18 protein-coding genes are annotated in these 20,594 nt (G+C 72.1%); 6 read left to right on the forward strand and 12 right to left on the reverse strand.

Annotation, left to right across the window (positions count from 1 at the left end; genetic code table 11):
• Positions 1-83 precede the first annotated feature (83 nt).
• From ACFOY6_RS14760 to ACFOY6_RS14795, 8 genes are all read right to left on the reverse strand, one after another.
• Positions 84-926: a fumarylacetoacetate hydrolase family protein gene (locus tag ACFOY6_RS14760; protein WP_109516578.1), complete on the reverse strand. Its 843-nt coding sequence runs from the start codon at positions 924-926 to the stop codon at positions 84-86.
• A gap of 20 nt (positions 927-946) precedes the next feature.
• Positions 947-1,696, reverse strand: a complete 750-nt coding sequence (locus tag ACFOY6_RS14765; protein ID WP_109516577.1) for an SDR family oxidoreductase — start codon at positions 1,694-1,696, stop codon at positions 947-949.
• A 17-nt stretch (positions 1,697-1,713) separates the two neighbouring features.
• Positions 1,714-3,495: an IlvD/Edd family dehydratase gene (locus ACFOY6_RS14770; RefSeq protein WP_109516576.1), complete on the reverse strand. Its 1,782-nt coding sequence runs from the start codon at positions 3,493-3,495 to the stop codon at positions 1,714-1,716.
• A gap of 112 nt (positions 3,496-3,607) precedes the next feature.
• The gene (locus ACFOY6_RS14775; RefSeq protein ID WP_109516575.1) at positions 3,608-3,808 is read right to left on the reverse strand and encodes a hypothetical protein; all 201 of its coding nucleotides are present in this window, start codon (positions 3,806-3,808) and stop codon (positions 3,608-3,610) included.
• A 148-nt stretch (positions 3,809-3,956) separates the two neighbouring features.
• Complete coding sequence (locus ACFOY6_RS14780) at positions 3,957-4,163, reverse strand: cold-shock protein (RefSeq protein WP_109516574.1); 207 nt, start codon at positions 4,161-4,163, stop codon at positions 3,957-3,959.
• Positions 4,164-4,382: 219 nt separating this feature from the next.
• Positions 4,383-5,447, reverse strand: a complete 1,065-nt coding sequence (locus tag ACFOY6_RS14785; protein ID WP_379651529.1) for an alpha/beta hydrolase — start codon at positions 5,445-5,447, stop codon at positions 4,383-4,385.
• An 86-nt stretch (positions 5,448-5,533) separates the two neighbouring features.
• Positions 5,534-6,745 (reverse strand): MFS transporter, encoded by a 1,212-nt coding sequence (locus ACFOY6_RS14790; RefSeq protein ID WP_379651531.1) that lies wholly within the window; start codon positions 6,743-6,745, stop codon positions 5,534-5,536.
• 129 nt (positions 6,746-6,874) lie between these two features.
• Positions 6,875-7,180, reverse strand: coding sequence for a hypothetical protein (locus tag ACFOY6_RS14795; RefSeq protein WP_109516571.1), 306 nt, complete (start codon positions 7,178-7,180; stop codon positions 6,875-6,877).
• A 188-nt stretch (positions 7,181-7,368) separates the two neighbouring features.
• On the opposite strand from ACFOY6_RS14795, the gene ACFOY6_RS14800 reads away from it, so the two are divergent.
• The 5 genes from ACFOY6_RS14800 (at position 7,369) to ACFOY6_RS14820 (ending at position 12,387) form a co-directional block, all read left to right on the forward strand.
• The gene (locus ACFOY6_RS14800) at positions 7,369-8,820 is read left to right on the forward strand and encodes an MATE family efflux transporter (protein ID WP_379651533.1); all 1,452 of its coding nucleotides are present in this window, start codon (positions 7,369-7,371) and stop codon (positions 8,818-8,820) included.
• Positions 8,821-8,872: 52 nt separating this feature from the next.
• A complete protein-coding gene (locus tag ACFOY6_RS14805) occupies positions 8,873-9,319 on the forward strand; it encodes a hypothetical protein (RefSeq protein WP_109516569.1) in 447 nt (148 codons plus the stop codon).
• A 63-nt stretch (positions 9,320-9,382) separates the two neighbouring features.
• Complete coding sequence (locus tag ACFOY6_RS14810; protein WP_379651535.1) at positions 9,383-10,393, forward strand: asparaginase; 1,011 nt, start codon at positions 9,383-9,385, stop codon at positions 10,391-10,393.
• 141 nt (positions 10,394-10,534) lie between these two features.
• Positions 10,535-11,113 carry a TRAP transporter small permease gene (locus ACFOY6_RS14815; protein ID WP_181378065.1) on the forward strand — a complete coding sequence of 193 codons (579 nt, stop codon included), beginning with the start codon at positions 10,535-10,537 and terminating at the stop codon, positions 11,111-11,113.
• Positions 11,110-12,387 (forward strand): TRAP transporter large permease, encoded by a 1,278-nt coding sequence (locus ACFOY6_RS14820; RefSeq protein WP_109516566.1) that lies wholly within the window; start codon positions 11,110-11,112, stop codon positions 12,385-12,387. The genes ACFOY6_RS14815 and ACFOY6_RS14820 overlap by 4 nt, the downstream gene beginning before the upstream one ends.
• A gap of 72 nt (positions 12,388-12,459) precedes the next feature.
• Here the strand turns inward: ACFOY6_RS14820 and ACFOY6_RS14825 are convergent, their stop codons facing one another.
• Both ACFOY6_RS14825 and aspS read right to left on the reverse strand, forming a co-directional pair.
• Positions 12,460-13,350, reverse strand: coding sequence for an EipB family protein (locus tag ACFOY6_RS14825; protein WP_379651538.1), 891 nt, complete (start codon positions 13,348-13,350; stop codon positions 12,460-12,462).
• 86 nt (positions 13,351-13,436) lie between these two features.
• Entirely contained in the window at positions 13,437-15,239 is a 1,803-nt protein-coding gene (gene aspS / locus ACFOY6_RS14830) for an aspartate--tRNA ligase (RefSeq protein WP_379651540.1), read from the reverse strand.
• 188 nt (positions 15,240-15,427) lie between these two features.
• On the opposite strand from aspS, the gene rnd reads away from it, so the two are divergent.
• Positions 15,428-16,612 (forward strand): ribonuclease D, encoded by a 1,185-nt coding sequence (gene rnd, locus ACFOY6_RS14835; RefSeq protein ID WP_109516563.1) that lies wholly within the window; start codon positions 15,428-15,430, stop codon positions 16,610-16,612.
• A 46-nt stretch (positions 16,613-16,658) separates the two neighbouring features.
• Here the strand turns inward: rnd and ACFOY6_RS14840 are convergent, their stop codons facing one another.
• Complete coding sequence (locus ACFOY6_RS14840) at positions 16,659-18,176, reverse strand: Ppx/GppA phosphatase family protein (protein ID WP_379651542.1); 1,518 nt, start codon at positions 18,174-18,176, stop codon at positions 16,659-16,661.
• 16 nt (positions 18,177-18,192) lie between these two features.
• Positions 18,193-20,421 (reverse strand): RNA degradosome polyphosphate kinase, encoded by a 2,229-nt coding sequence (locus ACFOY6_RS14845; RefSeq protein ID WP_379651544.1) that lies wholly within the window; start codon positions 20,419-20,421, stop codon positions 18,193-18,195.
• Between the last annotated feature and the right edge of the window lie 173 nt (positions 20,422-20,594).

Below are 20,594 nucleotides of genomic sequence, written 5' to 3' on the forward strand. Positions count from 1 at the left end.
GCTGGACTGACAATATTCCCGCAGCCTTGGTACTCATCGTGATGCCGGGAGAGGCTCGATGGCGCCTTCTCCCGGCGCCTGCTTCAACCCTGCACCGTCTTCTGCGTCTGCTCGCCCAGCCCCTGGATGCCGAGGCGGATGGTCTGCCCCACCTTCAGGTACACCGGCGGCTTCTGCCCCAGCCCCACGCCCGGCGGCGTGCCGGTCGAGATCACATCGCCCGGATGCAGGGTGATGAAGTGGGAGACATAGGAGACCAGCTTCTCCACGCCGAAGATCATCGTGCGCGTCGAGCCGTCCTGGTAGCGGTGCCCATCCACCTCGCAGAACATGGAGAGGTTCTGCGGGTCCGGCACCTCGTCCCTGGTCACCAGCCAGGGACCGAGGGGGCCGAAGGTGTCGTGGCCCTTGCCCTTGTCCCAGGTGCCGCCGCGCTCGGCCTGCCACTCGCGCTCCGAGACGTCGTTGCACACGGCATAGCCCGCCACATGCGCCATCGCGTCGGCCTCGGAGACGCGCTTGGCGCGGGTGCCGATGATGACGGCCAGCTCCACCTCCCAGTCGGTCTTCACGCTGTCCGGCGCGATCTCCACGTCATCGTTCGGCCCCTGCAGCGCGCCGAGCGACTTGAGGAAGACGATCGGCTCCTTCGGGATGGCCGCGCCCGTCTCCGCCGCGTGGTCGGCATAGTTGAGGCCGATGCAGACGAAGTTCTTCATTCCCGCCACCGGCGGGCCAAGGCGCGGATCGCCGCCCACCATCGGCAGGGTGGTGGGGTCGAGCGCGGCGAGGCGCGCCAGCCCCTCGTCGGAGAGAACCTCTCCCGCCAGGTCCGGCACCACGCCGGAGAGATCGCGGATCTGGCCATCGGCGTCCAGCAGGCCCGGCTTTTCCTGGCCCGGCGGGCCGTAGCGCAGCAGCTTCATCGTTCAGCGTTCCCCTAAGCTCAGTTGGTCCAGCCGCCATCGATGACGATGGCCTGCGCGGTGACGAAAGCCGATTCCGGCGCGGAGAGATAGACCACCAGGGCCGCGATCTCCTCCGGCGTGGACAGCCGCCCCATCGCCTGGCGGCCGACGAAGGCGGCGCGCGCCGCCTCCAGCCCGCCCGCCGCCTGCGCGTTGGCCGCGATCCGCTCGCCCAGCGAGGGGGTGTCGACCGTGCCGGGGCAGACGCAGTTGCAGCGTATGCCCTTGGCCACGTAGTCCGCCGCCACGCTCTTGGTCATGCCGACCACGGCGGCCTTGGTGGCGCCATAGACGAAGCGGTTGGCGACGCCCTTCACCGAGCCGGCGGCCGAGGCCATGTTGACGATGGCGCCGCCCCCCTGCCCCAGCATGCCCGGCAGCGCCGCCTGGATCACCTTCCATTGAGACCGCACGTTCAGCGCGAAGGCGAAGTCCCACTCGGCATCGGTGCAGCTCAGCACGTCGTTCTGGTGGACGAAGCCGGCGCAGTTGAACACCACGTCGAACGGCCCGTGCGCGGCGATGGTGGATTTCACCGCCGCGTCGTCCAGCACGTCGAGCGCCTGCACGGTGATCCCCGGGCGCGCGAGGTCGGCGAGCTTCGCCGCGTCGCGGTCGGTGGCCACCACCGTGGCGCCCTCGGCGGCATAGGCCAGCGCCGTGGCGCGCCCGATGCCCTGCCCCGCCGCGGTGACGAAGCAGTGCAGCCCCGCGAGACGGCCGGCCATGGAAGAAAGGCTGGCCATCAGTGGTTGTGGCGGCTCTCGCCGCGCGTCTCGAGGATGTTGAGATAGAGCGTCGCCGGCTCCAGGCAGCCGCCGGTGCCGAGCTGGCCGACCATGGAGCGGTAGATCTCCTCCCACGGCGTCTTGTGCTGCAGCTTCGGCGGCGTCCAGGCGGCGCGGCGGGCGGCCATCTCCTCCTCGGAGATCAGCAGGTCCACCTTGCGGGTTTTCAGGTTGATGCGGATGCGGTCGCCCGAATTCATCAGCGCAAGGCCGCCACCGACCGCCGCCTCGGGCGAGACGTTGAGGATGGAGGGGCTGGCGGAGGTCCCGCTCTGCCGCCCATCGCCCATGGTGGGCAGGCTGTGCAGCCCCGCCTTGATCATGGCGCCGGGGGGCTGCATGTTCACCACCTCGGCGCTGCCCGGGTAGCCCACCGGGCCGCAGTTGCGGATGACCAGCACGGTGTGCTCGTCGACGCCGAGATCGGGGTCCTCGATGCGGTCGTGGTAGTCCTCCGGCCCCTCGAAGACGATCACCTTGCCCTCGAACACATCCTCCGGGTCGGAGAGGAAGCGCTTGCGGAACTCGGCGTCGATGACGCTGACCTTCATCACCGCGCTCTCGAACAGATTGCCCGAGAGCACGACGAATCCGGCCTGCTCCTTCAGCGGCTGCGCATAGGGGCGAATCACCTCGCGGTCCGGCAGCGGCGCGCGCCTGAGGTCTTCCTCCAGCGTCTGGCCGGTCACCGTCCTGACGCCGAGGTGGAGCTTGCCGGCATCGGCCAGCTCCTTCATCACCGACTGCACGCCGCCGCCCCGGTAGAACATCTCGCCGAGGAACCGCCCGGCGGGCTGGCAATCGACCAGCAGGGGCACGTCGGCGCCGACGGTCTGCCAGTCCTCCGTCGTCAGCTCCACGCCCATGTGGCGGGCGATGGCCACGAGGTGCGGCGGGCAGTTGGAGGAGGCGCCGATGGCGCTGGCCAGCACGATGGTGTTCTCGAAGGCCTCGCGCGTCATGATGTCGCTGGGCCGCAGGTTCTCCCGCACCATGTCGACAATGCGCATGCCCGTGGCGTGCGCCATCTGGCCGCGCTCGCGGTAGGCGGCGGGGATCGAGGCGCAGCCGGGCAGCGACATGCCCAGGGCTTCCGCCAGGCTGTTCATGGAGAGCGCCGTGCCCATGGTGTTGCAGTGGCCGACCGAGGTGGCGCTGCTCGCCACCATCTGCATGAAGCCGTCATAGTTGATCTCGCCGGCGGCGAGCAGCTTGCGCGCCTCCCAGACGATGGTGCCGGAGCCGGAGAGCCGGCCCTTCCAGTGCCCGTCCAGCATCGGCCCGCCGGAGAGCACGATGGCGGGGATGTTCACCGTGGCGGCGCCCATCAGGCAGGCGGGGGTGGTCTTGTCGCAGCCCGTGGTCAGCACCACCCCGTCCAGCGGGTAGCCGTGCAGGATCTCCACGAGCGAGAGATAGGCCAGGTTGCGGTCCAGCGCCGCGGTGGGGCGCTTGCCGGTCTCCTGGATCGGGTGGATCGGGAATTCGAGGGGGATGCCGCCGGCGTCGCGGATGCCCGCCTTCACCCGCTCCGCCAGCGCCAGGTGGTGCCGGTTGCAGGGGGCGATGTCGCTGCCGGTCTGGGCGATGCCGATGATCGGCTTGCCCGATTGCAGCTCCCCGCGCGTCAGGCCGAAATTCAGGAAGCGTTCGATGTAGAGCGCCGTCATGCCCGGGTCTTCCGGGTCGTCGAACCAGCGCTGGCTGCGCAGCTTGAAGCTCTTCTTGGTCTGATCCATCAGAGGCGGTCCCCGCTTCTCCCACTGGAGCGCAGGGTCCGCCGCCGGGCACGGCACTGTCAATGCGGCGGCCCGCCGGCGGCCGGAAAAAGCCGCCGCGGCCGTGCCCGGATCAGCCGGCCTTGCCGTCCTCGTCCTCGTCCTCGGGCGGGAGCGTCACCGGCTCGCCGAGGTCGGGGTCCAGGCCGGCGGCGATGGCGGCCTTGCGGCGGGCCTTCTCCTCCTCGCGCTGCTGCGCCTTGGCCTCGGCCTTGGCCTGCTTGGCGCGGTTCCGCTCGGCCCGTTGCTGGCCGTAATTGGGGATGCGTGCCATGGAAGGGGCGCCCTCACTCGCTGGGACAGGGATAAGGGGAGGCTTGCACAGCCCCCCGAAACGAGGCGAGCCGGGCGTCGCCATCGGCGCACCCGGCTCGCGATTCGTGGGGAGCCCCGCCGCGTGGCGGCGGCAGGGCCGGCCTGCCTCAGACCTGCTTCAGGTTGCCGGCAGAGACCTTGCCCTCGCGGCCGCGCTGCAGCTCGAACTCCACGCGCTCGCCTTCCTGCAGGCCCTGCAGGCCGGCACGCTGCACATCGGAAATGTGCACGAACACGTCCTTCGAGCCGTCCTCCGGCTGAATGAAACCAAAACCCTTGGTCGGGTTGAACCACTTCACGGTACCGATGGGCATCGCGGTGCTCCGTCAGAATGCGTTGCCGCCGCGCGACATGCACGGCGGATCAACTTCGAATGGGAACGGGCACCAGGCACGCTACGTCCCCGCGCGAGCGCGGGATGGGCGAGCTGGGACAGCAAGCCGAACCAAAACAAACAGTCGACACGTCCTATGTAGGGGCATGGGTTGGCTTCCACAACCGGCATCGCGCCCGCAATCGAAATCAACTCGGGATCAGCCGCCGATCGCCTCCTCCAGGAACACCTGCACGGCCTGGAACAGGGCGCCGCGCTGCCGCTCCAGCATGATGCCATGGGTGCCGCCGCCGAGCAGCACCAGCCGCTTGCCAGGGCTGGCGGTCAGCAGCGGAAACAACGCCATGGCCATGGAGGGCGGCGTGTCCTGGTCCCACTCCGCCAGCACCACCAGGGTCGGCGCGGTGATCGCCGCCGGGTCGTAATAGGGCTTGCCGGCCTGCCAGAACTCCCGCGAATCCTGCAGCACGCCATTGGGCGCGCGCAGCACGGAGGGCACCTGCCGCATCCCCTCCGGGTCGGTCGCGAAGGTCGAATCGGCCCAGTGCTCGTACCAGCCGGCGGGGAAGAGGCGGCCGCGCTGCGCCTCCGGCACGCCGTTCATCCAGCGGGCGCGGGCCTGAGCGCGCGTTACGCTGCGGTAGGCGCCGAGCGGCCCCTCCCCCGCCGCACCGGCCGCGGCGGCGGGGGATGGCCCCTCGCGCAGCCATTGCGGCGCGTAGAGCACCAGCCGCTCCACCAGCGCCGGGTTGTCGGCGGCGAAGCGCGCCTGCAGGCTGCTGCCCCAGGACCAGCCCAGATGCATGATCTTCGGCAGGCCGCGCAGCTCGCGGATATGGGCGGCGGCGGCGGCGATGTCCTTCTGCGCCACCGCGCCGCGGGTCAGCGGCGGGTTGGCCTCGGGCGGCTGGCCCATCGCCGCCTCGCGCGTCGAGCGGCCGTAGTTGCGCAGGTCGAGGCACCAGACGTCGAAGCCGCGCCCGGCCATGTAGTCCATCCAGGAGACGCCGCCCACCGCCAGGTCGAAGGTGGTGCTGGCCGGGTAGGTGGCGCCGTGCACGCAGAGGATGGTGCGGTCGGGCCGCGCCGGCGTGGCCGCCTCCGGCCGCTTGTTGCGGAGATAGAGCTGGATGCCCGGATCGCCGCCGGGAATCAGCATCTCGTCCATCGCCACGCCCGCGGGCTGCGCCGCGGCGGGCGCGGCGGCGAGGCCGAGCAGCGGCGGCGCGAGGAGCGGGGCGGCGAGCAGCGCACGGCGTTGCATGGCGTTCTCCCGAAGCGGCCCGCCGGTTCGCGGGTCCTGGATTCGCCGCAGCCTAGAGCAGATCGCGCGGCTTCGGGAATGCCCCCTCAGCCGGCGGCCGGGGTGCCGCGCCGCTCGGTGGCGTAGTAGAGCAGCCCCAGCGCCGGCAGGGCGAGGCCGATGCCGCTGGCGAGCGGCCAGCCGCCCGCGGCGTAGCTCCAGCCGCCCAGCGCCGAGCCGAGGGCGCCGCCCAGGAAGAAGGTGGCCATGTAGAGCCCGTTCAGCCGCGCCCGGTATTCCGCGCCGAGGGCGAAGATGACGCGTTGCCCCAGCACCACATTGGCCGAGACGCCGAAATCCAGCAGCACCGCCGCCGCCAGCAGCAGGCCGAGGCCCGTGCCTCCGCCCGGCGCGGCCAGGTGCGTCAGCGGGAAGGAGAGCGCGACCGCCAGCATGGCCAGCCCCGTGGCCGGGCGCACCCAGCCTCGGTCCGCCACCCGCCCCGCGATCGGCGCCGCCACCGCCCCCGCCACCCCGGCCAGCGCGAACAGCGCGATGCCCGATTGCGAGAAGCGGTACTCCGGCCCCGCCAGCAGCAGCGGCACCACCGTCCAGAACAGGCTGAAGGCGGAGAACAGCGAGGCCTGGTAGAGGGCGCGGCGGCGCAGCGTCGGGCTGCCGAGCGCCAGCCGGCCCATCGAGCGCAGCAGCGTGCCGTAGCGCAGCCCCGGCGCCGCGCCCGGCTCCCGGGGGTGGCGCGGCGGCATGGCCAGCCGCAGCACCAAGCCGAGCGCCAGCATCAGCCCCGCCGAGAGGGCGAAGACGGCGCGCCAGGACAGCCAGTCCGCCACCAGGCTGGCCACCGGGCGCGCCAGCATGATGCCGAGCAGCAGCCCGCTCATCACGTTGCCTACCACCTGGCCGCGCTTGCGCTCGGGCGCCAGATGCGCGGCATAGGGCACCAGGATCTGCACCGACACCGAGCCGAGGCCGATGACCAGGGAGGCGGCCAGGAACGCCGCCGGCTGCCCGGCCATAGCCGCCCCCGCCAGCCCCAGCGCCCCCAGCCCCATCACCGCGAGGGCGAGGCGCCGGTTCTCCAGCAGGTCCGCCACCGGCACCACCAGCAGCAGCCCGGCGCCGTAGCCGATCTGCGTCATCGTCACGATCAGCCCCGCCGCGCCGGGGCTGAGGCCGAGCTCGGCGGCGATCGGCCCGATCAGCGGCTGGGCGTAGTAGATGTTGGCGACGATCAGCCCGCAGGCGAGGGCCAGCAGCGAGGTCAGCCAGGCGGGCGCGCCGGCGGCGGGGAGGGACATGCGGGAATCAGGCTCCGGAGGCGGCAGGCGGGAGAAGCCGCATCCTGGCCCGCCGCCGCCCGCCTGTCCTGCTACCGCGGCGCATGGCTGTCCCCGCCCGCGAAAGCCCCCTCCGCGCCGCCCCGCGCGTCAGGACTGCTCGAAGCGCATGTCTAGCCAGGTGTGGATGGCCTGGTAGGCCTCCGCCTTCCGCGGGAAGATCCCGGTGTTGTAGAGGCAGACCAGCGTGCCCTGGGACATGTGCTTGATCGGCACCTCGTCCAGCGTCACGGCATGGCCGGCCTTCTCCAGCGCCGCCTGGACCGCGCCGCAGCGCCCGGCCACGGATTCGCCGGGTGGCACGAAGTCGTGCCGGTCGGTGAGGAAGCCCTCGGTGGTGAGCGTCTCCCCGGCCTGGCGGATGAACGCCTCGGTCAGCAGCGGGCTGTCGGTCATGGGAGCGCCTTTCCTCGTTCGCGCCTGCCCGGGGGCGGGCGCCTGTCGGGGGGCTAACGCGCCAGGACGCCCCGGGCTTCAGGGGGGGCTTCAGGGCGGTCTTCGGGGCAGGCGGCGGGCGGCGGGCGCCGCCAACACGGGATCGTCGCGAGCCAGGGCGCGCATCCTGCGCTAAAGGGCGCGGCATCATGCGAGAGAATCCGAAAGGGCCGCTGCCGCGCGCGGGATGGGCGCGGGAGCTGGGCGCCATGCTGGCGCTCGCCTGGCCGCTGGCCCTGACCAACCTGTCCCAGATCGCGCTGGTGCTGACCGACACGCTGTTCCTCGGCCGGCTGGGCGAGCTGCCGCTGGCCGCCGCCACGCTGGGCGGCAACCTCTATTTCATCGCCATGGCGCTGCCCTTCGGCCTGGCCTTCGCCACTGCCGCCATGCTGGCGCAGGAGCGTGGCCGGGTGCGCCACCACATGCGCGAGATGCGCCGCACCATGCGCCAGGGCGCCTGGCTGATCCTGCCGCTCTTCGCCGTGCTGGGGCTCGGGCTGTGGCACACGGGGGCCATCCTGCGCGCCACCGGCCAGGACCCGGCGCTGGCCGAGGCGGCGCAGACCTACAACCGCGCCCTGCTGTGGGGGATGCTGCCCTTCTACGGCTTCCTGCTGCTGCGCGGCTTCCTGGCGGCGCTGGAACGGCCCTGGCCGGCGCTCTGCGTCTCGATGGGCGCCATCGGGCTGAACGTGGTGCTGGACTACGCGCTGGTGGCGGGCGGCTTCGGCCTGCCGCCGCTCGGCGTGCTGGGCGCCGGCATCGCCAGCGCCGTGGCCAATGCCAGCATGTTCGCGGCGCTGGCGCTGTGGGTGTCGCTGGACCGGCGGCTCTCGCGCTTCCGCCTGGCCGGCCGCTTCTGGCGGGCCGACTGGCGGCGGATGCGCGAGATCATCGTCATCGGCACCCCCATCGCCGCATCGATGCTGCTGGAGATCGGCATCTTCAGCGCCACCGCCCTGGTGATGGGCTGGTTCGGCCCCGGCGCCGTGGCGGCGCACGCGGTGGCGCTGCAGGTGGCGGGGGCGAGCTTCATGGTGCCCATGGGCATCGGCCAGGCGGCCACCGCGCGGGTGGGGCTGGCGGCCGGCGCGCTGGACGCGGCGGGCGCCCGGCGCGCGGGCTGGGCGGCCATCAGCCTCGGCGCCGGCTTCATGCTGCTGGCGGCGGCGCTGCTGCTGAGCGTGCCGCACGCCATCGCCGGGCTGTTCCTGGCGCCGGAGCTGGCCGAGACGCGGGGCCTCGCCACCACCCTGCTGATGGTGGCCGGGGTGTTCCAGCTGGCCGACGGGGTGCAGGCGGTGGCCGCCGGCGCGCTGCGCGGGCTGAAGGACACGCGCGTGCCGATGCAGATCGCCGCGCTGGGCTACTGGGGGCTGGGCCTGCCGATCGGCCTCGGCCTCGGCTTTCCGGGCGGCTTCGGGCCGCTCGGCGTCTGGATCGGGCTGGCCAGCGGGCTGGGCATCGTCGCCGTGCTGATGACGCTGCGCTGGGCGCGCCTGGCCGGCCCCGGCCACCCGGCCCGCCTTCCACACCCGGGCGACGGACAGAACAACAGAATCCTCTCAACTTCTGGACTGGAATTCATGGAAAAATAGCTTTTCTGTTGCCAGAATGCACCGGTCTCAGCAGGCCAGGAGCAGCAAGACCATGACGTTCCCCCCCAACGTCACCGACCGCATGCTCATCGCCGACCTCGTGGACCGGATCATCCACGAGGCGGACGATGTCTTCCCCGCCGAGGATGCGCGGCGGTTGCTGCGCCTCCTGCCGCCGCCGCCCCTCTGGCGGCAAGCCCTCGGCGCATTCACCGGGGAGGATGACGCGGTGCAGGCCGGACCCTGGCGCCTGCGCCACGCCACCACCCCGCGTGATGCGCTGAAGGGCCGCATGGTGCTGGAGATCGGCCCCGCCTTGGCGGAGGAGGATGCGCCGGAAGGCGAGGTCGCCCTGCTGGTCTTCCAGCATGGCGAGCCGGTGCGGCTGCTGCGGCAGGTGCCGGAATCGGCCAGCTTCGGCACGCTGGTCGTCACCCGGCTGGACAGCCTGCCCTGGAAATCGCCCGGCCATTCCGCCGGCGGCCTGCCCGCCACCTGATTCCGGGCAGGCGGCGGATGGTCTAAAGCGGCGCGGACGCCTTGCCACAGGAGCCCGCGCCCGATGCCCGATTCGCCCGCCCTGCCCCGTATCGCCTTCATCGGCACCGGCGGCACCATGGCCTCGCTCGGCCAGGATGCGCTGGACATCCAGGATTACGGCCGCCACGGCCTGGTGATGGACGCCGCCGCCATCCTCGCCCGCGTGCCGGAGCTGGCGCGGGTGGCGGAGGTCCTCCCGCGCCCCTACAGCGCCGTCATCTCCAGCCGCATCGGCTTCCGCGACTGGAAGGCCATCGCCGCGGAATGCCACCGCGCGGTGGCGGAGATCCCGAACCTCGCCGGCATCGTCATCGGCCACGGCACCTCCACCATGGAGGAGACCGCCTATGCGCTGAACCTCGGCCTGAAGCTCGACCTGCCGGTGGTGATGGTGGGCGCCCAGCGCCCCGCCTCCGGCCTCTCCTCCGACATGCCGATGAACCTGCTGAACGCGGTGCGCGTGGCCGCCAGCCCGGAGGCGCGCGGCATGGGCGTGCTGCTGCTGCTCAACGACGAGATCCACGCCGCGCGCGAGGTCAGCAAGACCGCCACCTGGCGGATGCAGACCTTCCGCACCCCGGATTTCGGCGTGCTCGGCCAGGCGGATGCCGACCGGGTGGTGTTCTACCGCCGCCCGCTGCGCCGCGTGATGCCCGACACCGCCTTCGACCTCCGCGCCATCGACGCCCTGCCGCGCGTGGACATCGCCTATTCCCACGCCGATGCCGACGCCACGGCGATCCGCGCCTTCGTCGCCGCCGGGGCGCGCGGCATCGTCAGCGCCGGCTTCGCCCCCGGCGCCCCCACCCCGGCCGAGGCGGATGCGCTGGCCGAGGCGGTGGAGGCAGGCGTCGTGGTGGTGCAATCCACCCGCGTCGGCAGCGGCCGGGTGGTGCGCGGCGAGCGGATGACGCGGCAGGGCCTGCTCGCCGCCGACAACCTGACGCCGCAGAAGGCGCGCATCCTGCTCGCCCTGGCCCTGACCGTGACGCAGGACCCGGCCGAGATCATGCAGCTGTTCGACACCCACTGAGGCGCCGGCATTGAGGCGCCTGGCGGCGGGCGCGCCCGCCGCCAGGCTGCCGACCCATCTTCTTCTCGGGTGATACGACAACCCCCCTTCCGCGCGCCCGGGCCGCCGCGATATCGTGGCGGCAACGAAAGGGAGGGGATGGTGCGCGACACCACCACGGCCGGCATGGATGCCGGCGCATTGTTCGCCGAGCTGGCGGCCGAGGAGGCCGCGCAGCCGGAGCCGGGCTTCGCCATGGCGCCGGAGGACTGGGCCGGCTTCGCCCTGTTCTGGGCCATGTCCGGCATCGTGTTCCTGCAGTTCTTCACCCGCTACATCCTGAACGACAGCCTCGCCTGGACCGAGGAGATCGCCAGCTACATGCTGATGGTCCTCACCTTCTGGGGCAGCGCGCTGGCGGCGCGGCGGGGCAGCCATATCGCGGTGGAGTTCCTGCTCGACGCGCTGCCGGCGGCGGCGCGGCGCTGGGCGCGGCTGGCGGTGGCCCTGGTGGCGGCCGGCTTCTTCGCGCTCTGCTGCGTGCTGTGCTGGCAGGTGGCGGAGGCCATGCTGTTCCAGCCCATGGTCGCCATCGAGGTGCCGCTGGCCTATGTCTATTACGGCATCCTGGGCGGGCTGGTGCTGACCACGCTGCGCACCGCGCTGCACGCCCTCGCCCGCTTCCGTGCCGGCGAGCCGGAGCACGCGCCCGATCCCTCTCTCGCGGCGGTGAAGCTGTGACGGCCCTCCTCTTCCTCTCCTTCTGCGGGCTGCTGCTGGTCGGCGTGCCGGTGGCGGTGGCGCTGGGCGGCGCCTCCCTGGCCTATGTCTGGGCCGAGGGCGCGCTGCCGCCGCTGGTGGTGCTGCACCGCATGGCCAGCGGGGTGGAAAGCTTCCCCCTGCTCGCCATCCCCTTCTTCATCATGGCCGGCAGCCTGATGAACTCGGCCGGCATCACCGAGCGCATCTACGGCTTCGCGGTGGCGCTGGTGGGCTGGGCGCGCGGCGGGCTCGGCCAGGTGAACGTGGTGGGCAGCGTCATCTTCGCCGGCATGTCCGGCACGGCGGTGGCCGATGCGGGCGGCATCGGCAACATCGAGATCAAGGCGATGCAGGACCACAAATACCCCCTGCCCTTCGCCGTCGGCCTCACCGGCGCCTCCTCCACCATCGGGCCGATCATCCCGCCCAGCCTGCCGATGGTGATCTTCGGCGTCATGGCCAACGCCTCGATCGGCCAGCTCTTCGCCGCCGGGCTGATTCCGGGCCTGTTCATGGCGCTGGTGCTGATGGTGTGGGTGGCGGTGGAGGCGCGGCGCAAGAACTTCCCGCGCGACGCCGCCTTCTCCCTCCCCCGCCTCGGCCACAGCTTCAGGCGCGCCTTCCTGCCGCTGATGACGCCGGTGCTGCTGGTGGGCGGCATGACCACCGGCGCCTTCACCCCCACCGAGGCCGCCATCGCCGCCACCTTCTACGCGCTGTTCCTCGGCACGGTGGTCTACCGCACGCTGAGCTGGAAGGCCTTCCTGCGCGTCAGCATGGAGACGGTGGAGACCACGGCGGTGGTGCTGCTGATCGTGGCCGGCGCCAGCATCTTCGGCTGGCTGGTCACCACCACCCGGATCACCGACGGCGTGGCGGAGTTCGTCCTCTCCATCACCCGGGAAAAGTGGCTGGTGCTGCTGCTGGTGAACGTCTTCCTGCTGTTCATCGGCTGCTTCCTGGAGACCATCGCCGCCATCACCATCCTGGTGCCGGTGCTGCTGCCGCTGATGACGCAGATCGGCGTGGACCCGGTGCATTTCGGCATCATCATGGTGCTGAACCTGATGATCGGGCTGCTGACGCCGCCGGTGGGGATGGTGCTGTTCATCCTGGCCCGCGTCTCGGGCCTCAGCTTCGAGCAGACGACGCGGGCGACGGCGCCCTTCCTGATCCCGCTGTTCTTCTGCCTGGGCCTGGTGACCTTCTGGGAGCCGCTCTCGATGTGGCTGCCCACGCTGATGTACCGCTGAGGCACCGACCCAAGAAAAAGGCCGGGGGAATTCCTTCCCCCGGCCGTTCCGGCTTTCTCGGCCCCTTAATCTTCAGCAATGCCCCGGCAGCGGCTCCAGGCTCTGCATGGCGGCGTCCACGGCGAAGTCGCCGAAATCCATCTTCATCTCGTCGGCCACGCCATTGGCGTAGTAGCGCAGCCCCACCTCGTATTCCGGGGCGCTGGCGCCGGCCGCCGCATCCTTGCCGAAGAAGGCGATGCGCATCCGCGCGCTGGCCTGCCCCGCCATCAGCGGGAAGCGCGGCTCGGCGGGAGCGGGCGTCCAGGCGGAGAGCAGCGTGGTGCTGTCCTGCGCGCCTTCCTCGCTGGTGCCGTCGAAGAGCGGCGTCACCAGCATGCGCTGGCCGGCGCGCGCCATCTCCAGCGTGCGGATGGTGTGCGCCATGGGCAGCAGCGTGCCGGGCGGCAGGCTCGCCTGGCTGGCGCTGGGCGCCTCGTAGGTCACGGTGCCGCCCTTGCCGCCGGGCTCCAGTTCCGCCTCGCCGCTGATGCGCTGGGTCACGGCGCCCTGGGCGGTCTGGGTCAGGGTGAAGCGCAGGCGCCGGCCGTCCTTGCTCTCCCAGGTGGAGTAGTCGGAGGCGGTCTCCACTGTCTGCCCGGCGCGGTCGGCCACCACGAGCTGCAGGCGCTGGCGGGTGGTCCAGCCGTCGCAGGCATCCATCACCTCGAACAGCATGGCGCCCTCGGCCTGGATCACCTCGCTGCCCTGGCGGGCGCGGTCCAGAGTCAGGCGGTAGGCGGCGCGGTGCGGCGCCATCTCCAGCACGGCCTTGCCGGGCTCCGGCCTGGCGGCCTCGGGCCGGGCGGGCGCGGCGGGCGCCTGGGCGGCGCCCGGCCCGGACGGCCCTGCGGCACCCAGGGCCGCCAGCAGGGCCAGGGCGGGGAGGGATCGGGGTCCGGCCAGGAAATCGCGCAGGCGCATCGGGTAATCCTTCTCGGGGTCCGGGCCGGGTTGTGGCCCGTAGCGCGCGGGGCGGAACCCCCGCCCCGCGCGCCCGTCCGGCAGAGTTAGGAAGCCTTGGGTCCGGCCGCACCCTTGGCGGGCGGCAGATCGAGCTTGATGGAGAGTTCTTTAAGCCGCGCCGGCTCCACCGCCGCGGGCGCGCCCATCATCAGGTCCTGCCCCTGCTGGTTCAGCGGGAACAGGATGACCTCGCGGATGTTCGGCTCGTCCGCCAGCAGCATCACCATGCGGTCGATGCCGGGGGCGGAGCCGCCATGCGGCGGCGCGCCGTAGCGGAAGGCGTTCAACATGCCGCCGAACCGCGCCTCGACATCCTGCGCCGTGTAGCCGGCGATCTCGAAGGCGCGCACCATGATGTCCGGGCGGTGGTTGCGGATGGCGCCCGAGGACAGCTCGATGCCGTTGCAGACGATGTCGTACTGGAAGGCCTTGATCTCCAGCGGGTCCATCGTGTTCAGCGCCTCGAGCCCCCCCTGCGGCATGGAGAAGGGATTGTGGCTGAAGTCAATCTGCTTCGTTTCCTCGTTCAGCTCGTACATCGGGAAGTCGACGATCCAGCAGAAGCGGAACTCGCCCTGCTCGATCAGCCCCAGCTCCTCGCCGAGCTTCGTCCGCACCTTGCCGGCGAATTTCGGCGTCTCGTCGCGCTTGCCGGCGGCGAAGAACACGGCGTCCCCCGCCTTCAGCCCGCAGGCGGCGCGGATCGCCTCGACGCGCTCGGCCTCCAGGTTCTTGGCGATCGGCCCCTTCGGGCCTTCCTCGGCGAACTGGATGTAGCCGAGGCCGCCAGCGCCCTCGGCGCGGGCCCATTCGTTCAGCTTGTCGAAGAAGCCGCGCGGGTTGCCCGCCGCGCCCGGCGCCGGGATGGCGCGGACGATGCCGCCCGCCGCCACCACCTTGCTGAACAGGCCGAAGCCGGACTCACGGAAACTCTCCGTGACGTCGGTGATCTTCAGCGGGTTGCGCAGGTCCGGCTTGTCGGAGCCGTAGTCCAGCATGGCGGTGTCGTAGGCGATGCGCGGGAAGGGCGCGGGCGTCACCTTGCGCCCCCCCCCGAACTCGTTGAACACGCCCTCCATCACCGGCTCGATCGCCGCGAAGACGTCCTCCTGGGTGACGAAGCTCATCTCGAAGTCGAGCTGGTAGAACTCGCCCGGGGAGCGGTCGGCGCGGCTGGCCTCGTCGCGGAAGCAGGGGGCGATCTGGAAGTAGCGGTCGAAGCCCGCCACCATCGCCAGCTGCTTGAACTGCTGCGGCGCCTGAGGCAGCGCGTAGAAGGTGCCGGGGTGGTTGCGGCTGGGCACCAGGAAGTCCCGCGCGCCCTCGGGGGAGGAGGCGGTCAGGATCGGCGTCTGGAACTCGGTGAAGCCCTGCTCGATCATCCGCCGCCGGATGGAGGCGATGACGCCGGCGCGCAGCATGATGTTGCGGTGCTGCTTCTCCCGCCGCAGGTCGAGGAAGCGGTAGCGCAGCCGCAGCTCCTCGGGGAATTCCTGCTCGCCCGCCACCTGGATCGGCAGCACCTCGGCCGAGGACTGCACCTCGAGCGCCTTCACGCGCAGCTCGATGGCGCCGGTCGGCAGCTTGTCGTTCACCGTGCCCGCCTCGCGCGCCACCACCTCGCCGGTGACGGTGACGACGCTCTCGGGGCGGATCGCATCGGCGGCCGCGAACACGTCGGAGCCGGCGGGGATGACGCACTGCGTCAGGCCGTAATGGTCGCGCAGGTCGATGAAGAGCAGGCCGCCATGGTCGCGCTTGCGGTGCACCCAGCCGGAGAGGCGGGCGGTCTGCCCCGCGTCGCTGGCGCGCAGCGCGCCGCAGGTATGGGTGCGGTAGGCGTGCATCGTGAAAAACCCCGAGGCTCGGACGGAAAGGGCCGCAGAAGGGGCGCCGGAGGCCCCCATGTCAAGGGCGGAGCGCATCCCTGGCCCGCCCGGGCGCCGGTTTCCGCGGCTCCGCCCCGCCTCTTCGCCCGCCTCATCCGGGGGGCAGGCTTTGCGGCTTGCCCCGGCTTCGCTAGAACACTCCAACGATGAGCCGACGCACCCAGGCGCAGGACGCCGATCCGATCCTGATCACGACCACCGAGGATCTCGCCGCGCTATGCGACCGGCTGCGGCGCGAGCCGTTCGTCACGGTCGATACCGAGTTCATGCGGGAGAGGACCTATTGGCCCGAGCTGTGCGTGGTGCAGCTCGGCGGCGCCGAGGAGGTGGCGGTGATCGATGCCCAGGCGGAGGGGCTCGACCTCGCCCCGCTGGGCGAGCTGTTCGCCGACCCCGCGGTGACCAAGGTGTTCCATGCCGCCCGGCAGGATGTGGAGATCTGCATCCTGCGCTTCGGCGCCCCCCCTCGCCCGCTCTTCGACACCCAGGTGGCCGCCATGGTGGCCGGCTTCGGCGACCAGGCGAGCTATGACAGCCTGGTGCGGGCGCTCGCCGGCGCGCAGATCGACAAGGCCCACCGCTTCTCCGACTGGGCCGCCCGCCCCCTCTCCGCCGCCCAGATCAACTACGCCGCGGCCGACGTGACCCATCTCCGCCGCGTCTACACCGCCCTCGTCGAGCGCCTGACCGAGGAAGGCCGCCTCTCCTGGGTGGCCGAGGAGATGGCGGAGCTGACCGACCCCGCCACCTACCGCCAGGACCCCGAGACGGCGTGGGAGCGCCTCAAGCCGCGCTCCGGCAACCGCCGCTTCCTCGCCGCCGTGCGCGCCGCCGCCGCCTGGCGGGAGCGCGAGGCGCAGCGCGTCAACATCCCGCGCCAGCGCCTGGTGCGGGACGAGACGCTGCTGGAGATCGCCGCCACCAGCCCCAGCACGGCGGCCGAGCTGTCCCGCGCGCGGGGGATCAGCAAGGGCTTCGCCGACGGCAAGACCGGCGCCGGCCTGCTGGCCGCCCTGGCCACGGCGCGCGAGCTGCCCGAATCGGCCCTGCCCGAGCCGGCGCGCGACGCCCGCCAGGGCCCGCCCGCCTCGCCGGCGCTGATCGCGCTGCTGAAGGTGCTGCTGGCCGCCAAGGCGGAGGAGCACCATGTCGCCCCCCGCCTGATCGCCAGCGCCGACGAGCTGGAACGGCTGGCCACCGAGGCCGAGCCGCAGATCCCCGCTTTGCATGGCTGGCGGCGGCAGATCTTCGGCCAGGCGGCGCTGGCGCTGAAGGGCGGCCGGCTGGCCCTCGGCGTCGAGGGCCGCAAGGTCAAGCTGATCCAGAGCTGACCTGAGGGCGGGCGTCGCGCCGGAGGGCGCGCCGGGGGCGGGCCGCTCAGCCCGCCGGCGCCACCTGCACGGCGGCGGACAGGCCCAGCGTGGCGGCCAGCGCCTCCACCCGGCGCTGCACGGAATCGCCGGCGAAGACGCCGCCCCCCTCCACCAGCCGCAGGGTCAGCGTGCCGTCCCGCACGGCCAGGGTGGCGCCGGCCAGCAGGCCCGGCGTGCCGCCCGAGAGGGTGTAGGCCAGCCGCAGCGCCGCCCCCAGCACCTCCGCCCGGCGCAGCGTGGCGGAGTCGAGCAGCATGCGGGCGGTGCCGAGCCAGCTGGCGTCGAGTTCCGGCTCGTAGCGCAGCGCCACCACCAGGGCGAGGAAGGCGCGCTCATGGTGGTCCAGCCCGATGCCGGGCTGGCGCAGCACGCGCAGGAAGCTCTGCTCGGCGCGGTAGTCCGGGTGGTCGTGGCTGCCGATGTCGGAGAGCCAGCAGGCGGCCTGGCGCAGCGCCGCGGCATCCGGCGTCTCGGGCGCGAAGAGCGGCGCCGTCCAGGCGGAGAGGGCGGCGGGCAGCGCGGTGTCGCGGCCGTAGCGCGCGGCCATCTCGCGGCCGGCGGCCAGCAGCGGGTCCTCCCGCCGCACCTCGGGGGGCAGCTGGCGGGCATACCAGCCCTCGCGCAGCCCGTTGGCGCTGAACACCACGCGGCGCGCGCCGGTGGCGCGCAGCAGCCGGCGCAGCGCCACGGCGGCGAAGGGCAAATCCTGCAGCCGCTTGGAGGGGGCGCCGGGCAGCCGCTCCAGCGTGCGGCGGGTGGCGGTCATCAGCACGGCGCAGAGGTCGCGCGCCTCCTCCCGCCGCAGCACGTAGTGGTGCACGATGGAGAGCGGGTAGGCGGTCTGGGCGATGTGGATCTTGGCCAGCGCCCGCCAGGCGCCGCCGACGAGGTAGAGGTCGCGGTCCTTGCCATGCGCCAGCCAGGGCAGCCGCGCCAGCTCGGCCTCGGCGATGGCGCGGGCGCGGGCCACCTCGCCCCCCGCCCGGTCGGCCAGGCGGATGGCGCCGAGCGGCAGCGAATCGGTGGCGCCGGCGCGGCCCTGGCTCAGCTCCACCAGTTCCAGCGAGCCGCCGCCGAGATCGCCCAGGATGCCGTCCGCCTGCGGGAAGCCGAGCAGCACGCCATCGGCCGAGAAGGCGGCCTCCTCCTCCCCCTCCAGGATGCGGATGGGCACGCCCGGCATCCGCTCCGCCAGCGCGGCGGCGAAGGCGGGGCCGTTCTCGGCGTCGCGCACCGCGGCGGTGGCCAGCACCTCCAGCGGCGCGGCGCCCATGGCGCGGGCGATGGCGTGGTAGCGCTCCAGCACCGTCAGCGCCTGGGGCACCGCCTCCTCGTTCAGCCTGCCGGTGGTCTGCAGGCCGCGGCCGAGGCCGAGCACCGCCTTCTCGTTGAAAATGGCGAGCGGGTTGCGCCCGCGCCCCTCGAACACCACGAGGCGCACCGAGTTGGAGCCGAGGTCGACGATGCCGGCCCGTGGGGGATGGGCGAGATCAAGGCCGGCATGGCGGTCGGGAAGGTCCAAGCGGGGAAGTCCTCTATCAGTCCTGGGAGACGCGGTCCTGCCGGCGGCGCGTGGCGGTGCGCCCGGGGGCGCGCTGCAAGGCGCTGCCCCGGCCGGAGAGCGAGGGGTTGGTCATGAAATACTCATGGGCCGAGACGGGTTGCGCTCCCGGCGGCAGGCGGCGCCAGCCGCCATCGGCGTGCAGCTGCCAGGACTGGGCGGTGTCCTTCAGGTTCACCGCCATGATCTGGTCGACGATCTGGGCGTGGACGGTGGGGTTCTCCACCGGCACCATGGTCTCCACGCGCCAGTCCATGTTGCGCGCCATCCAGTCGGCCGAGGCGATGTAGACCCGCGCCCGGCGCGAGGGCAGCCGGTGCCCGTTGCCGAAGACGTAGATGCGCGAATGCTCGAGGAACCGCCCGACGATGGACTTCACCCGGATATGGTCGGACAGGCCCGGCACGCCGGGGCGCAGGCAGCAGATGCCGCGCACCACGCAATCCACCTTCACCCCCGCCTGGCTGGCGCGGTAGAGCGCGTCGATCAGCTGGTTGTCCACCAGCGAGTTCATCTTCAGCCAGATATGCGCGGGCTTGCCCTCCTGCGCGAAGGCGATCTCCTGCTCGATCAGCCCGAGCATGGCGGGGCGGATGGTCAGCGGCGCGAAGGCCAGCTTCTCCATCGCCTCGGGGCGGGCATAGCCGGTCATGTAGTTGAACAGCTTCTGCGCGTCGCGCGTCAGCGAGGAATCGGCGGTGAAGAAGCTGAGGTCGGTGTAGATGCGCGCCGTGATGGGGTGGTAGTTGCCGGTGCCGAAATGCGCGTAGGAGCGCAGCGTGCCGCCCTCGCGCCGCACCACCAGGCTCACCTTGCAGTGGATCTTGAGGTCGACGAAGCCGTAGACGACCTGCACGCCCGCCGCCTCCAGCTCGCGCGCGAGCGCGATGTTGCGCTCCTCGTCGAAGCGCGCCTTCAGCTCCACCATGGCGGTGACGGACTTGCCCATCTCCGCCGCCTCGATCAGCGCGCGGGCGATCGGGCTGTCGCGGCTGGTGCGGTAGAGGGTCTGCTTGATGGCCACCACGTTGGGGTCGCGCGCCGCCTGCCGCAGGAACTGCACCACCACGTCGAAGCTCTCATAGGGGTGGTGGACGACGATGTCCTTGGCGCGGATGGCGGCGAAGCAGTCGCCGCCGAAATCGAGGATGCGCTCGGGGAAGCGCGGCGTGTAGGGGGTGAAGAGCAGGTCCGGCCGGTCGTCGACGATGAGCTGCTTGAGGTCCGCCAGCCCCAGCAGGCCATCGACCACGAAGATCTCGGCGCGCGGCGCGTCCAGCTCCTCCACCACGAAGTCCACCAGGTCGGCGGCCATGCGGGCATCGACCGAGAGCTGGATGGCGCGGCCGCGCCGGCGCCGCTTCAGCGCGCTCTCGTAGGAGCGGACGAGGTCCTCCGCCTCCTCCTCGAACTCCACGTCGGTGTCGCGGATCAGGCGGAACAGCCCCTGCTCGGCGTTGATGAAGCCGGGGAACAGGCGCGGCAGGAACAGGGTGACCACGTCCTCCAGCAGCACGAAGCGGATCGGGCCGGTGCCGGGGGTGATCTGCGGCGCGTCCTCGGCGGCGGGGAGGCGGATGAAGCGCTCCACCTGGCTGGGCAGCGGCAGCAGCGCGCGCATGGTGCCGCCATCCTCCTCCCGCACCAGCTTGAAGACCATGCACAGCGCCAGGTTGCTGATGAAGGGGAAGGGATGCGCCGGATCGACCGCCAGCGGCGTCAGCACCGGGAAGACGCGCTCGAGGAACCAGGTCTCGAGCCAGCCCCGGTCGGCCTCCGACAGCTCCTCCACGGCGCAGACCGAGACGCCCGCCTCGCGCGCCTGCTGCCGCAGGCTGCGCCAGCCCGCCTGCTGCTCCTCGATCAGCGCCGCGGCGCGGGCGTGGATGGCGGTGAGCTGCTGCCCCGGCGTCAGCCCGTCCGGCGAGGAGGGGATGATGCCCGCCCGCTCCTGCCCCACCAGCCCGGCCACGCGCACCGAGTAGAACTCGTCCAGGTTGGAGGCGGAGATGGCGACGAAGCGCAGCCGCTCCAGCAGCGGGTGGTGCGGGTTGGCCGCCTCCTCCAGCACGCGCTGGTTGAAGTCCAGCCAGGACAGCTCGCGGTTGATGAACCGCTCCGGCGCGTTCATCGCGATGGCCGGGCGGGGAAGCTCGGCCAGGGTGGAGGCGGGGGTGGAGGCGGGGGGTGCGTCGGTGGCGTCCATGGTGCGAGACTACAGCAAGGCCGGCGTCGACAGGGAGGCCGGCTCGATGGGTTCCATGGAAACGTCATCGAGCGGTTCGAAACCGGTCCAGTCGGCCAGCGCCGCGCGGGCGAGCGCCCGGGTCACGGCGCCGCCGGCCGCCAGCGCCGCGCGGTCCAGCCGCGCGGCGGCGG

The sequence above is a fragment of the Teichococcus aestuarii genome, from assembly GCF_042651065.1.
Lineage (GTDB): Bacteria > Pseudomonadota > Alphaproteobacteria > Acetobacterales > Acetobacteraceae > Pseudoroseomonas > Pseudoroseomonas aestuarii.